Source organism: Winogradskyella pacifica, from assembly GCF_013403915.1.
Classification (GTDB): domain Bacteria; phylum Bacteroidota; class Bacteroidia; order Flavobacteriales; family Flavobacteriaceae; genus Winogradskyella; species Winogradskyella pacifica.
Genome location: NZ_JABFDI010000011.1, coordinates 112,184 through 126,608, shown reverse-complemented (window position 1 = coordinate 126,608; position 14,425 = coordinate 112,184). Strand labels below are relative to the sequence as shown.

11 protein-coding genes and 1 pseudogene are annotated in these 14,425 nt (G+C 31.3%); 8 read left to right on the top strand and 4 right to left on the bottom strand.

Features of this window, described 5'->3' with window-relative positions; translation table 11 throughout:
* Positions 1–112 precede the first annotated feature (112 nt).
* Entirely contained in the window at positions 113–1,189 is a 1,077-nt protein-coding gene (locus HM984_RS11295; protein WP_179349244.1) for an acyltransferase family protein, read from the top strand.
* 79 nt (positions 1,190–1,268) lie between these two features.
* Here the strand turns inward: HM984_RS11295 and holA (HM984_RS11290) are convergent.
* Positions 1,269–1,727, bottom strand: a pseudogene (gene holA, locus HM984_RS11290) (DNA polymerase III subunit delta); the annotation flags it as partial.
* Between the two features lie 323 nt (positions 1,728–2,050).
* On the opposite strand from holA (HM984_RS11290), the gene HM984_RS11285 reads away from it, so the two are divergent.
* Genes HM984_RS11285 through HM984_RS11270 form a run of 4 tightly spaced genes read left to right on the top strand, consistent with a single transcriptional unit; the run spans position 2,051 to position 5,847 of the window.
* A complete protein-coding gene (locus HM984_RS11285; protein WP_179349243.1) occupies positions 2,051–3,367 on the top strand; it encodes a hypothetical protein in 1,317 nt (438 codons plus the stop codon).
* A 2-nt stretch (positions 3,368–3,369) separates the two neighbouring features.
* Positions 3,370–3,897, top strand: a complete 528-nt coding sequence (locus tag HM984_RS11280; protein WP_179349242.1) for a hypothetical protein — start codon at positions 3,370–3,372, stop codon at positions 3,895–3,897.
* An 11-nt stretch (positions 3,898–3,908) separates the two neighbouring features.
* Positions 3,909–4,871 (top strand): DUF6175 family protein, encoded by a 963-nt coding sequence (locus HM984_RS11275; protein WP_257018490.1) that lies wholly within the window; start codon positions 3,909–3,911, stop codon positions 4,869–4,871.
* Positions 4,872–4,884: 13 nt separating this feature from the next.
* Positions 4,885–5,847: a hypothetical protein gene (locus HM984_RS11270; RefSeq protein WP_179349241.1), complete on the top strand. Its 963-nt coding sequence runs from the start codon at positions 4,885–4,887 to the stop codon at positions 5,845–5,847.
* Positions 5,848–6,196: 349 nt separating this feature from the next.
* Here the strand turns inward: HM984_RS11270 and holA (HM984_RS11265) are convergent, their stop codons facing one another.
* The gene (holA, locus tag HM984_RS11265; protein ID WP_179349258.1) at positions 6,197–7,204 is read right to left on the bottom strand and encodes a DNA polymerase III subunit delta; all 1,008 of its coding nucleotides are present in this window, start codon (positions 7,202–7,204) and stop codon (positions 6,197–6,199) included.
* Between the two features lie 141 nt (positions 7,205–7,345).
* Here holA (HM984_RS11265) and HM984_RS11260 point away from each other — a divergent pair, with 141 nt between their 5' ends.
* From HM984_RS11260 to HM984_RS11250, 3 genes are all read left to right on the top strand, one after another.
* Entirely contained in the window at positions 7,346–7,795 is a 450-nt protein-coding gene (locus HM984_RS11260; RefSeq protein ID WP_179349240.1) for a type I restriction enzyme HsdR N-terminal domain-containing protein, read from the top strand.
* The gene (locus HM984_RS11255) at positions 7,796–8,788 is read left to right on the top strand and encodes a glycosyltransferase family 2 protein (RefSeq protein WP_179349239.1); all 993 of its coding nucleotides are present in this window, start codon (positions 7,796–7,798) and stop codon (positions 8,786–8,788) included.
* Positions 8,789–8,892: 104 nt separating this feature from the next.
* The gene (locus tag HM984_RS11250) at positions 8,893–9,750 is read left to right on the top strand and encodes an OmpA/MotB family protein (protein WP_115812622.1); all 858 of its coding nucleotides are present in this window, start codon (positions 8,893–8,895) and stop codon (positions 9,748–9,750) included.
* A 55-nt stretch (positions 9,751–9,805) separates the two neighbouring features.
* Here HM984_RS11250 and HM984_RS11245 read toward each other — a convergent pair whose 3' ends face one another.
* Both HM984_RS11245 and HM984_RS11240 read right to left on the bottom strand, forming a co-directional pair.
* The gene (locus tag HM984_RS11245) at positions 9,806–13,252 is read right to left on the bottom strand and encodes a DUF2135 domain-containing protein (protein ID WP_179349238.1); all 3,447 of its coding nucleotides are present in this window, start codon (positions 13,250–13,252) and stop codon (positions 9,806–9,808) included.
* An 86-nt stretch (positions 13,253–13,338) separates the two neighbouring features.
* Positions 13,339–14,424, bottom strand: a complete 1,086-nt coding sequence (locus HM984_RS11240) for an AMP-binding protein (protein WP_179349237.1) — start codon at positions 14,422–14,424, stop codon at positions 13,339–13,341.
* Between the last annotated feature and the right edge of the window lies 1 nt (position 14,425).

Genomic DNA, 14,425 nt, shown 5'->3' with positions numbered 1-14,425 from the left:
TCAGGTATTTAAAAATGATAAAGAATAACAAAATTGCCGTTTAAAAAAAATCTTGGAATGTAACTTTGGGAAATTTATAATTTGTATTTATGCGCTATTAAACATTTAGATAGTGTCCATAAAATCAAAAAATAGAATTTATCAACTAGACTTGTTTCGGTTTTTTGCGGCTTTAATTGTTGTTCTTTATCATTATTTTTTTAGAGGCTATGCGGCAGATAATTTATCTGATTTAGACTTTAGTGAAATTAGTGATTACTTTAAATATGGTTTTCTAGGTATAAATATATTCTTCATTATTAGTGGGTTTGTGATCTCATTGTCGATCAAAGATAGATCGTTAATCTCATTTATAATTTCAAGACTATCACGATTATACCCCATTTATTGGATATGTGTTTTAATAACTTTCGTTGTAATCCTTTTATTTGGATTTCCTAGATTTACAGCAGAATTAGGGCAGTTTATCTTCAACCTTTCCATGTTTCATAATTACCTTGGAGTTGAAAGTATTGATGGAGTTTATTGGACGCTCTTTATAGAAATGAAATTCTATATTTTCATCATTGGCTCTTTTCTATTTTTGAATAAATTTAAATCAATAAAATTAGATTATTTAATATATGCATGGCTGACGCTGTCGGTATTATATCTCTACTTTAGTGAACTCCCTATCTTTAGAATTGGTAAATCGCTTTTTATTTTAGACTGGAGCTCTTACTTTATTGCAGGCATGATTTTATATCAGATTTATAAAAGTAAATTAAATATAAAATATGCTTTATTATTATCCATTGCACTATTTGCATCAATACAACATACTATAACTGAAACGGCTAAAAAAGCAAATCATTTTAATATTGAATTCTCTCCGCTAATTGCTTGCAGCATCATTGTTCTATTTTACTTACTCATATTACTTGTGGCCTGTGGTAAACTGAAAAGTCTCAATTCTTCAAAATTTATAAAAATTGGAATGTTGACCTATCCTCTTTATTTAATTCATCAAAAAATTGGATACATTATTTTCGATAATTTAGGAAATGACACGAATAAATATGTCGTGGTAATTTCGACAACTTTTCTTATGATTCTGATATCATATATTTTAAGTGAATTTTATGAACGCAGAGCCTCTAATTATTTGAAAGTTAAAATGAAACAACTAACAAGCAAATACTTAAAGTAATCAGAAAAAATAAGTACTAAATTGTAGCTCGTAATTCACCTGTAATAAAAGCCAAATCAATTATAGACCATAAAAAAAATTAACCTAAGATTTTAACTAACAACTCCTTAAGCAAGTCACCTTGAGGTATTGCATTAGCACCTACACCTTTGCTTTTTACATCTGTTTCGCGAAGCACACCAATAATATAGCTTACTTTTTTCATGGGGTAATTACGAGCAGCATCTAAATATTCATTCACAAAATAAGGATTCACTTTTAATGCCGAAGCTACACTACGAGGGTTTTTATCAGACATACCATGAAGGTGTAATAATTGAGAAAAGAAGCCAAATAACAAAGCAACAGAAACAACAATAGGATTATCCTTTGGGTTTTCGGCAAAATACTTCGCAATTTGATGCGCCTTTATCGCATTTCTACTACCGACAGCTTTACGTAATTCAAAATTATTGTAATCTTTACTTATACCAATATTTTCCTCTATGTGCTCTGGTGTAATTTGAGTACCTGCAGGTAGAACAATCTTAAGTTTCTTATCAATTGTCAAATTATTCTACGAACAAGAACGTGAGAAGGGGAGATTAATAATGTTAAATTAATTTAACCTGTAATTATATCTCAGAATGAGATTAAAAAAATGCTTATATCAATAACATTTTTTTTTAAAAATATCTACCTGGATTCTAGCAATCTACAATAAAAAATTAAATAATAATTATCCGATTATGGAAAACCGTAAATAATTCCTTACAAGCCGAATTATCTTTGTAAAGCTTAATAATTAAGCTAAAAATTAAAATCCACTCTCACTATTACACATACAAAAAACCAAAGAAAAATAATTAAAAACAATCAAAAATGAAAAACAAAAAAAACATTTTTATTCTATCAATTTTAATGTTCACTATACAATTAGTTACGGCTCAAAAAAGTAAAATAGAAGAAAAAAAATACCAAAGAAGCTCTCTTCATAATATTTTAGTAGTCGGAGAAAGTTTTGAAAATTCAGATTTAGTTACTAAGAATTATGAAGCTTGGCCATTTCCAGAAAAATACAATGATCACAGGATTGAATTAAGTTCTTTTGACAGATCGGATTATACTTTAACAGATGAGGAAAGAGAGGCACTTGGGATTAATAAAAGTGAAACTAATAAAATGATTAATAATGCGCTATCTGGAGCTGCATCTAATGCCACCGCTGGCGCAATTAGCAATAATTCTGAAGTACAATATGAGATTGATAAATTTATTAATGAAAAAAAACTTCCTTTTGAATTAGTTTCTAAGTGGTTTAATCTTGATCAATTTGATCAAGAAGACTATAACCCAATGAAACTTATTCAAGACAGAGGTGCATACAGTGCAAGTGCTCAACAAATAGCTGAGGCAAAAACAACCACTAGAGGTATTAATGAGCTTCAGAATTCAGGTAAGAATTTAATAAAAAACACTTTTGTAGTTTTTACAAAAATGAATTTTGTTTCTAATGAGCCAATTGCATTAGCCATCAAACAAACAACAGATGCAGCAGCAAATGAATTGTCAAGTTTAGCTAGGGATTTAGCATTAAAGGGTTCTGAAAAAATATATAATAAAACAAAAGAAGGATATTCTGTTTGGACAACAGCATGGTTATATCGTTTAGATTGGACAGAAAAAACCTGGTCAGAACTAGGGGAAATAATTAAGGCTAAAAGAAATGGTGAAGATATAACCTTTGCTTCATTGGATGTTAACTTTGAATTTATTGGTACAGAAAAAGCTTCAAGTCTAGTCACATTTTCTTTAAAGGAGAAAAGAACAGAAGAACAGATCATCGAATTATCTACAATCAGGAATGTAGATCAGGTTTATGCCAAACTTCAAAAAAACCATGACGTTTTTAAACCCAAATCTCCCATTATAATTGAAGATGGTGAAATTTATTCTAAAATCGGTATGAAAGAAGGTTTAGAGGGCGGTGAAAACTTCGAAGTACTTGAAGAAATATGGGACAGCGAAACAAACGATATCACTTATAAGAAAATAGCATCTATTAAAGTGGATAAAAAACAAGTTTGGGATAATCGCTACGGTGCTTCTGAAGGAAAAGAAAAAGAGTTAGGTAAAACACTTTTTAAAGGAAAAGCAAAGAATTTAGCTTCTGGAATGTTAATTAGACAAATTAAATAATTATGAAAAAAACATTAATTTTTATTTCAATTCTATTTTTTGCAATTGGAACAGCCAATGCACAATCTAAAAGAAATAAAAAAAAGGCGGATATAGAAACTGCTAAATGGAATTATGATATTGAATGTGTTGGAGAAGCAGCTGCAGGAACTTATACACTCAAAGTTTATTCCATATTAAGGGACGAAAGTATTGCAAGAGTACAAGCTTCTAAAAATGCTGTTCATGCTGTTATTTTTCAAGGAATTGATAGTCAAGGCACAAAATGTACAAAAAAACCAGCTTTAGCTAGGTCTTCTAACTTGGAAACAGAGTTTGAAGACTTTTTTAAAGAGTTTTTTGAAAGCAATGGAAATAAAGATCTCAACAACTTTAGCAAATATGTTAATGTAATAGATGGTGTGACAGATAGAATGAAAGTGGGTAAAAAAGAGTACCGAATAGGTACTCTAGTTACTGTTAATGTGACTCTATTAAGAAAAAAATTAGAAGAAGAAAACATTATAAAATCACTAGATAGCGGGTTTTAAAATTTATAAAAATGAAATTACAAAAACAAATATTAGTACTATTTAACACACTTTTGGTTATAAACTTTTCGTTTTCTCAAGCTAAAAAACCGACTCTTATGGTTGTGCCTGCTGATACTTGGTGTTATGAAAATGGATATACTCAGACAATAGATAATCAAGGGGTGGTTAAAGACATCCCTTTATATCAAATGGCACTTCAACGTAACAGTGATCTAGCTTTAGTGATTACCCAAATTAATGGATTATTAAGCGAAAGAGGATTTAGTGCAAAAGACCTATCTGCCGAACTTAAAAAAGTAGAAGCAAAAAACGCTGAACAAGAATTAAGATCATCAAAAAATACTGGGTCTGAAGTTTCAGAAACCCCAATTGATGCTCTAAAAAAAACAGCTAAAGCTGATATTATTCTAGAAATGAGCTGGGCTATTACTGATAATGGACTTGAAAAGCAAGTTACTTTTATTCTAAGAGGTTTAGACGCTTATACAGGAAAGCAAATAGCAGAAACTTCAGGTACTGGAGCTCCCGATTTTTCTAGCCCCTTACCTATTTTATTAGAAGAAGCTGTGAGCTCTAGAATTGATAAATTTCTAGCAAGTTTACAGACTACTTTTGACGGATGGTTTGAAAAAGGTAGAGAAGTGAATTTAGGCATTCGCGTATGGGATGACTGGGAATACGATTTAGAATCTGATAATTTTGGTGATGATGAGTTAAGTTTTTTAATTGAAAATTGGTTAGATGCTAACAGTGTAAATGGGTCGTATACAACTATGGACGCAGAGGCTACAATGATGAGTTTTGAACAAGTTAGAATACCAATGACATACGAGAGAAACGGGAAAATCAGAGGATTGGATGCTAGAAATTGGGCTAAGGGCTTAAGTGACTATCTTAAAGATCTCGGAATTGTAAACAAACTAACTATTAGAGGTTTAGGTGAAGCAACACTTTATTTAGGGTCTAAATAATTAAACATTGACTATGAAATATTATTTAAATACACTTGTTTTTATTCTGTTATTTTCTTTCTCATTTGGCCAGAATTCTTTAGGAAAAACAGATGATTTAGGCCGCGTACAAATCTCTACTTATGTGTCTGATCAAATTGATGGTTTACCAGGTTCTGCTAAAAATTTATTAGAAAATAAATTAAACCAAATAGCGACCGTGAATGGCATGGGTGGATCTAAAGATTCAAGATTTATAATTACACCAAATATTACGTTATTATTTAAAGAGGTTCTTCCTGGTCCTCCGAGAAAAGTAGTTATTACTCTTGAAGTCTATTTTTATATTGGAGATGGATTGAATGGAACCTTATTCTCATCAGAAATATTAAAAGTAAAAGGCGTTGGTACAAGTGATACTAAGGCATATATATCAGCCATTAAACAAATCAAAGCTAAAAATCCAATTTTTAAAGATTTTGTAGATAAAGGTAAATTTAAGATTGTTGAATATTATAATTCTCACTGTGATTTTATTCTTAAAGAAGCAGAAGCAGAAAAAAGTAAAAAACACTATAATGTGGCAATTTCTAAACTGATGGAAATCCCTCAAGTCACTAAGGAATGTTATGAAACAGCCATGGATCAAGTTGCCATTGTTTTTCAAGAAAAAATTGATAACGAATGTGAATCCCATATAACCAATGCCAATAATGTATGGAATGCAGGTTTGGATACTAATTCCGCTAATAAGGCTTCTTCTCATTTGTCTTTAATAGATCCAGATTCAAAATGTTATGAAGAAGGAGTGAAATTATCTCAACGCATCGGACAGAGAATACAAGAATTAGATCAACGAGAATGGGATTTTAAAATGAAACAATATAAAAACAGAGAGGATAAAGAAAAGGCATTAATTGATGCTGTTAGGGATATTGGTGTTGCTCAAGCCAATAATCAACCAAAAAATGTTTATAATATAAAAGGTTGGTGGTGATATAAATGGCTATTTATAAAACTACTTACCATTGCAAAAAATCTAAATTCTTTTAATTTTTATTGATCTGAATTAAAAAAAAAGATGATGAACAATCTTTAATAGACAGCCCCAGTTTATATATGCGAAATGTATTTTAAATAAATTAATCTCCTAAACATATTCTTGACAAAAGACATGCTGAAACGTTAAATAATAATATAATTCTACATGCCATCGAAGAAGAAGAAGAAGGACATTCTATTGTTAAACATAAAAAGTAAAGGAGAGTTAAAATCTTTATTTATAAAATGAAGGAAAGAAAGTTAATCTCATACTTTCTAAACCATAAAAAATATAAATTATTACACTATCCCAAAATCTTAACTAACAACTCCTTAAGCAAGTCGCCTTGAGGAATTGCATTAGCACCTACACCTTTGCTTTTTACATCTGTTTCGCGAAGCACACCAATAATATAGCTTACTTTTTTCATGGGGTAATTACGAGCAGCATCTAAATATTCATTCACAAAATAAGGATTCACTTTTAATGCCGAAGCTACACTACGAGGGTTTTTATCAGACATACCATGAAGGTGTAATAATTGAGAAAAGAAGCCAAATAACAAAGCAACAGAAACAACAATAGGATTATCCTTTGGGTTTTCGGCAAAATACTTCGCAATTTGATGCGCCTTTATCGCATTTCTACTACCGACAGCTTTACGTAATTCAAAATTATTGTAATCTTTACTTATACCAATATTTTCCTCTATGTGCTCTGGTGTAATTTGAGTACCTGCAGGTAGAACAATCTTAAGTTTCTTAAGTTCGTTATCGATTTTACTAAGATCCGTCCCAAGGAATTCGACTAACATTTGAGCAGCCTTTGGAGATATATTATAATCCTGACCAGCTAAAACACGTCTAATCCAATCAGCCACCTGATTTTCATACATTTTCTTACTTTCGAAAACAATGCCACCGTGTTTATTAATGGTCTTATATAAAGCCTTACGTTTATCTATTTTTTTGTACTTATAATTGAGCACTAAAACAGTTGAAGGTTGTGGATTAGCTGCGTATTTTGCTAATTGTTCTATGGTTCTGCTTAAATCTTGAGCTTCTTTAACAATCACAACTTGGCGTTCTGCCATCATAGGATAACGTTTGGCATTACTCACAATATCATCTATAGTTACATCGCGTCCGTAAAGCACCATTTGGTTAAAACCTTTTTCAGCCTCATCTAAAAGATGCTCTTCAATATAGTCTGATATTTTATCAATATAATAGGCTTCCTCACCCATTAAAAAGTAAATAGGTTTTATATCTCCCTTTTTGATTGCAGCTACTATTTCTTTTATTTCGTCCAAATTGTAAAAATACCAAGTTAAAAATTTCAAAATCTAAACGCTTAATTCAGCTTTACACTAAATTATATAGATTTTAGTAATTGAAAATTGTGATTTGTGCTATTCTGCTTTAACTTTGAAAAAAATAAGCTATCCAAGGTGTTGCTAGAACTCAACTTTCCAAAGTTTGAATACCGTTTCAAAAGTACAGAAAATAAAGTTTCTATTTTTGATGTCATTCGGAAAAAATTTATCATTCTTCAACCCGAAGAATGGGTAAGACAACACTGTGTTCATTATTTAATTAATGAGAAAAAATTCCCAAAATCATTGATTAATGTTGAAAAAGAGCTGATTATAAACGGCTTAAAAAAACGTTATGATATCGTCATTTTTAACTCGGATGGTAGTATTCATTTAATTGTAGAATGTAAATCGCACAACATACCAATAGACCAGACTACTTTTGATCAGATAGCACGTTATAACTTAGCTTTAAATGCGTCCTTTTTAATGGTTACTAATGGTTTAAATCATTATTATTGTGAAATGGATTTTGATGCTGAACGCTTTTCCTTTTTAAGAGATATTCCCAATTATACACCACACTAAATGTTACAAACTAAAGATATAGCGATTGTTATTTTAAACTGGAATGGGAAAGCTTTGCTTGAACAGTTTTTACCTTCTGTTATAAAACATTCTAATGATGCTATTATCTATCTCGCTGATAATGCTTCAACTGATGATTCTGTGGCATTTGTTGCTGAGCATTTTAAGAATGTAATTGTAATTCAGAATAGTGAAAACGGTGGGTATGCTAAAGGTTATAACGATGCTTTAAAACATATTGAAGAACCTCTACTCTGCTTACTTAATAGCGATATTGAGGTTACAGAAAATTGGCTTCAACCTATTATTTCAGAATTTAATAGCAATGACAATACAGCCATCATTCAACCTAAAATCTTAGATTACAAAAATAAATCTCATTTTGAATATGCTGGTGCTGCTGGCGGATTTATAGACAAATATGGTTATCCGTATTGCAGAGGCCGAATTTTTGACACCATTGAAGAAGACAACGGTCAATACAACGATACCAAAACAATTTTTTGGGCATCTGGCGCCTGCTTTTTTATAAAAAATGAAACTTATAAAAGCTTAAACGGTTTTGATGAAACCTATTTTGCACATATGGAGGAGATTGATTTGTGCTGGCGTGCATTTAATGCTAACTATACCACAAAGTATATCGGAACTTCAACAGTCTATCATGTTGGTGGTGCGACATTAAATACTACCAATCCTAAGAAAACCTATCTCAATTTTAGAAATAGCTTATTTACGCTTGTAAAAAATACAGATACTAATTTAATTTTTAGAATATTGTTTCGAATGTTATTGGATGGTGTTGCAGCGATGCGTTTCTTGTTTCAATTGAAACCAACATTTCTATTCGCTATTTTAAAAGCACATTTGTCATTTTACTATAATTTACCGCGACTTTTAAAACAAAGAAAACAACTTCCTAAACGTTCTGGTTATTACGAAACAGCGTCTATAGTTTGGTCTTATTTCATAAATAAACGGTCTCAGTTTTAAATGTTTACAAAACTGTTAAAATTTATGTTAATCCATGATAGGAGAACTTTTGTTTTCCATAATTTTGCTATGTTAAAATTAACAATTTAAACTAAAATTCAATTATGAAAAAATTAATGTTATTAGGTGTTTGTTCAATGTTGTTTTTAGCATCTTGTGTGTCTAAGAAAGAACATGTTGCGCTACAAGAAAAATATCAAGAAACCCAAGATTTATTAAATACTGCAACCGTTAAATTAAACAGTTGTCTCTCTGATGTTGCTGCTGCAAATGCGAGAGTAGAAACGATGAAAGATCAATTGGCTGATTTACGTAAATCAAATCAAGATTTAATTGATACCAAAGGAGATTTAACAATCTTAACTAAAAAAGGTTCTGAAAACCTTGAGAAGTCTTTGGAGAGTTTAAAAGAACGTGATTTAAAAATTACAAGATTACAAGATGCGTTAACGAAGAAGGATAGTGTAACACTTGCTGTTGTAACTAGCCTTAAGAAAGCCGTTGGAATTAACGATCCAGATATCGAAATTAATGTAGAAAAGGGAGTTGTATTCATTTCTATTGCTGATAAATTATTATTTAAAAGTGGAAGCTATACTGTAACAACGAGAGCTAACGAAATATTAGCTAAAGTTGCTAAAGTAATAAACAGCAAACCTGATTTTGAAGCTATGGTAGAGTCTCATACAGATGATTTATCTTATAACAAGCCACCATTAGTTGACAACTGGGATTTAAGTGTAAAACGTGCTACTTCTGTAGTAAGAGTTTTAGAGAGCTTAGATGTTAATCCACAACAATTAATTGCTGCTGGTCGTAGTTCTTACGTGCCTTTAGTAGAAAACGATACTGCTGAAAACAGAGCAAAAAACAGACGTACGCGTATTGTTGTAATGCCTAAAATTGACCAATTCTATGAAATGGTTGAAAATGAAATGAAAAATTTATCTGAAGGAAAATAATCCTAATAGATTTTAATATAGAAAAGCCCAATGCGTTTGCGTTGGGCTTTTTGTTTTAAATAGTTATCGTTTCAATGTCTCTTTTTGAGTCATCATCACTTAACCTTATAACCTTAATGGATTTTTCCTCATTAGGTTTTCCATAATTTCTATAGATAGTAACTTTTAAACTCGCTGGTCCTGTAATCTTCTGAACACGATCAGAGTAATAATCTACCGAAACTTTATAATCCCCTTTTTGAGCCTCTTTAATCCAATAACTTTCCGGACCGTACCCTTCCGTTAAATCTTCTGATAATCGACCTCCAAATTTCGAAGTGTCATGACCATAGTAAACCACTTCATTATCTGGGTTTTTAACGTATAAATCGAGGTCTGTTTCACCGTGATTCCAATCGACCACCACTCTAATATCTGTTTCTACAGATTTATATGTTTCCCTTAGTTCTTTAGATCGAATACTGTTGTCTGTATTTACTAAATGACACAACTCAACATAAGCATTCTGCTCTATGCCATAATACATTTCCTCTTCATCTTTTTCTAGTAAATCACCATTAATGATTTTTAAAAACAGATCAATTGCAGCATCAATATCACCATTTGCTTCATAAGCTAAAGCTAAATCTCTGTAAGATTGTGGATGCTCAGGGCGCAACTCTAACACAGTCTTATAAACATAAATAGCTAAATCATACTTTTTATATTGCTCTAGTTTATAAGCTAACGCTCTAATAAGTTCGTGATTATCTAATTCAATTTCTATTAGGTTTGTTGCGACTCTTAAGGCCAAATCTATTCTGTTTTTCGTTTCAAAAAAGTCTGCTACATCTAAAAAGAAAGACGGTGTGTTTCTGTAGTTTTCTCTAATTTTCAAATAAGCTATATAAGCTTCTTCTGCGGAGTTTTGTTCGCTCAAATACTGAATATAAGACGCATTCTTATCCCAACTTTGTAATGTGGATTGCTCTGCTATCTTTTTATTTAATTCTTCAATCTCTTTTCTATTTGTTTTTTCACCTTTCTTAGTTGTAATAAGAATAACGCCATTAGCACCTCTAGAACCATAGATAGCAGTGGCTCCGGCATCTTTTAATACAGATATAGTAAGTATGTCTGGCGTATTGATATCAGAGATATGACCAGTATAAGGTAAACCATCAACAACATAAAGAGGTTCTTGACTTCCGTTTACAGTTCCTAAACCTCTAATTTTAATAGTAGAGTTTGATCCGGAACTCCCATTAGATTCAGTAATATTAACTCCTGAAACTTGTCCCATTAAAGATTGAGAAACCTTACTTTCTATACTTTCAGATGTTATTCTCGTTACAGAGCTTGTAATAGATGCTTTCCTTGTTGTCCCATAAGCCATAACGACAACTTCATCTAAAGTTGAAGCATCTTCTATTAATACAATATTTAGTGTTGTTTCAGAACTTAATTTCTGTTCTACGCTATCCATACCTACATATGAAACCACTAGTGTTTCGTTTGGTGAGGCATTAATTACAAAGTTCCCATCAAAATCTGTTTGTGCACCTCTAGTTGTTCCTTTAACAATAACCGATACGCCTGGTAATGGTAAACCATCACTAGATGAAATAATAGTACCACTTACTATAGCTTTTGTAGAATCTATATGATGTGTAGCAACTGGCCTTGTGTTTAAGCTGTGAGAACTATTATTAACTATGCGTGTTTCTGTATTAGTATTAGTCGTGTTATTTACATTATTAACTTTGGGTTTCTTCTTTATTGGTGTCGTTTTAAGAGTAAAATCTTTGTTGTACCAATCTCTTATAGTCTTATAATCATCTTTTAAATTTGATTTTCTACCTTCTAAATTAGCAAGTAAGTTTTGCTGTTGTAATTTTGATTGTGATAATCTACGCTTATACTCTTCCATTAATTCTGAAGGAGGCTCTATTTTATAACGCACATAATCTTCTATGCGATCTAGCACAATCATTGATGTATAAGGTGAAATTAAATGGTAAGCTTTAGCCAATTCTATTATATCACTTTTATGTTCTTCTTTGTTTTTAGTTAAATAATTAAGCTTCGCTTTTGCCCAAAGGCGTTTAGATATATCAGAATTTGAAGATGAAGAGATATCTACTTTAATGCGTTCCGTAATTTCATCGCCATAACCAAACAATAATTCAATAGGTTTCGCTTCAATATATTTTCCGCTTAAATTGAAATTTTCATCAACAATAGTATGAACTTTTGGATACATTTCATAAAGTGAATTATTATGCTTTACACCGAGAAACTGAAAAGCTTCATGTTTTAATTTTTCTAAAGCTGAATTTGTAGACGTCGTATTCAAATTTATATAATTGCCTCCATGATCAGATGCCATAACACCTAATAATTGATGATTTGCAGAACTAACAGAATTTAAACAATACAGTGTAGACTTATTCTGTAGATTTAATGTTCCTAAATTATGTAGACCATCAGAAAATAGTAGAACTTCATCAGATTTAGGAAGGGACAACCCTTTGTAAGATGTACCACCATCGTACGTAATTTCTTTTAGGGCATTTATGAGCTCCATACTCTTCCCTTTTTTTATTCTATAGACCGTATTACTAATTTCGGTATTACTAAATACCACTACTGTCACTTTTACATCACTTAGATATTCCAAATAATTAGAGATAACATCTAACTCTTTGTCTAGCTTTCTGTAATGCATAGAATACGAAGCATCCCAAAGAATTGAGATGGATCTAGGTTTTGTTTTTAGTCTTTTTTTAGGAACAAAAGTTTTACTCAAATGAAAGTACTCTTCAAAAGTTTGTAGTGCAAAAACATTTGTAATAGGTATTTCTAATTTTAAGTCTTTATCTAGTAGTATTTTTTTCTCATGATATGCAGCAGAAAGACCGTTATCGGTATTAATAAATTTAAGCGTTTTATTAAAACTTTCTGTTACAACCGGTACTTGATCTAGATTGTTGCATTTAATTTCAATTTTAAAATCATTTAGAGCGTCTTTAAAATCAAAAGGAATACTAAATTGACAGTTACCTTCATTTACCAATAAATTTTGCTCATAAGTAATAACAATTCGTTTATAACCCTTAGCAGGAATAGGATAAACTCTAGCTTTGTAATTATTTCCCTGGGTTTGCTCTAATAGCGCTGGATCTATACGTTGTTTAATGGTGTTTTCATAAGCCACTCGGCCTAATTCTTTCTCCACAACAACCGCAGAGCGTAGTTTTCCATTTAAGTCCATAGCAAAATGAGAAACACTTTGGCCTTGCGCTAAAGGAAAAGCTAATTCCCCTTCGAGAACTCTATTGAGTCCGTTATAAAACGTCATGTCATAAGTCACGGTCGCGTAGTTTCCAGAAATCTCTACATTTACCTGTAGTTTATCTAGTTTTAATTTGGACTTATCTTCTAATTTTACGGATGGGAAATTTTGAGAATTACTTGCTACTGATTGCATCAATACAAGTATTAAAAAGAGTAGTTTTTTCATTGGTTTAGCATTTAAAGTTCAATCAAAACTAAATGCCAAACCAATAAAATAAAACTTATAATGAGTAAAGTATGCGTTTCAATGAGTTAACTCCCTAAAACAGCTTTTATGGTTTTTTTACGTTGAATTTTTCCGTTTACAGTTTCTGAAAATTTCTCTGTAGTATAAATTTCCTTAGGAACTTCAAACTTACCTAAAGTTTTTAATTCTTTAATAGCCTTTGCCATATCTACTTTAGAATCCGTCGGATTTTCAACAATAAGAATCAATTTTTCGCCTAAAGTTACATCGTCTTCACCTGCAACAATAAAGCGTTGTTTTATAGCGGGCTGTAATTTATCTTCTATTTGTTCTGGGAATAGTTTTACTCCACCAGAATTGATAACATTATCAAAACGTCCGAATAACTGAAAGCTAGTTTCCGATTGTAATTCTACAATATCATTAGTAATTAAGGCTTCTTCAACCAGTTTTGGAGCGTGTATAACTAAACAGTTTCTATCGTCTTGCTCAAAAGTGACATGTTCTAAAGCTTTAAAATACGGTTCTTTTTCAGCAGATTTAGATTGTAACTGTCTTACAGCAACGTGTGTTACAGTTTCTGTCATTCCGTAAGTTTCAAAAAACTTAGGCTCACAGTTTTTAATTTTTTCTAACAGCGGTTTAGTGACTTTAGACCCTCCAACAATAATTGATTTAATATTCTCAATATAATTAATAGTGTGTTTTAATTGTATTGGCACCATCGCACAGAAATCATAAGTCTTTTCATAATCAAAAATTGGATGTGCAGACGGTTCTACAAAATCAATTTCTAATCCTAGAACCAAAGCACGTACAAACATCATTTTACCAGCAATAAAATGACTTGGTAAACAATGTAAAGCTTTATCTCCTGGTTCTAAACCGAAGAAATTACCTGTAGCTATGGCAGAATTCACCATCGCTTGTTTCATTAATTTAATTTCTTTTGGCTGACCTGTAGAGCCCGAAGTCGTTACATATAAAAAGTCCTTATTATTTAACCAATCGATTAAAAAATTACCTGTTACTTTTTCGTAAGCTTCGCCTTCTTTTATGAGACTATAAGCAACTTCTTTTAGATCTTCGTGACTAAAATGAAGTCCATTAAACTTAAAACGGTTGTGTACTTTGTTATATTCTGGTGTCATA

Excerpts from the sequence above, each read along its gene's own strand:
- HM984_RS11285 (WP_179349243.1), top strand. The coding sequence starts at position 2,051 with ATGAAAAACAAAAAAAACATTTTTATTCTATCAATTTTAATGTTCACT.
- HM984_RS11280 (WP_179349242.1), top strand. The coding sequence starts at position 3,370 with ATGAAAAAAACATTAATTTTTATTTCAATTCTATTTTTTGCAATTGGA.
- HM984_RS11275 (WP_257018490.1), top strand. The coding sequence starts at position 3,909 with ATGAAATTACAAAAACAAATATTAGTACTATTTAACACACTTTTGGTT.
- HM984_RS11270 (WP_179349241.1), top strand. The coding sequence starts at position 4,885 with ATGAAATATTATTTAAATACACTTGTTTTTATTCTGTTATTTTCTTTC.
- HM984_RS11255 (WP_179349239.1), top strand. The coding sequence starts at position 7,796 with ATGTTACAAACTAAAGATATAGCGATTGTTATTTTAAACTGGAATGGG.
- HM984_RS11250 (WP_115812622.1), top strand. The coding sequence starts at position 8,893 with ATGAAAAAATTAATGTTATTAGGTGTTTGTTCAATGTTGTTTTTAGCA.
- HM984_RS11245 (WP_179349238.1), bottom strand. The coding sequence starts at position 13,252 with ATGAAAAAACTACTCTTTTTAATACTTGTATTGATGCAATCAGTAGCA.
- HM984_RS11240 (WP_179349237.1), bottom strand. The coding sequence starts at position 14,424 with ATGACACCAGAATATAACAAAGTACACAACCGTTTTAAGTTTAATGGA.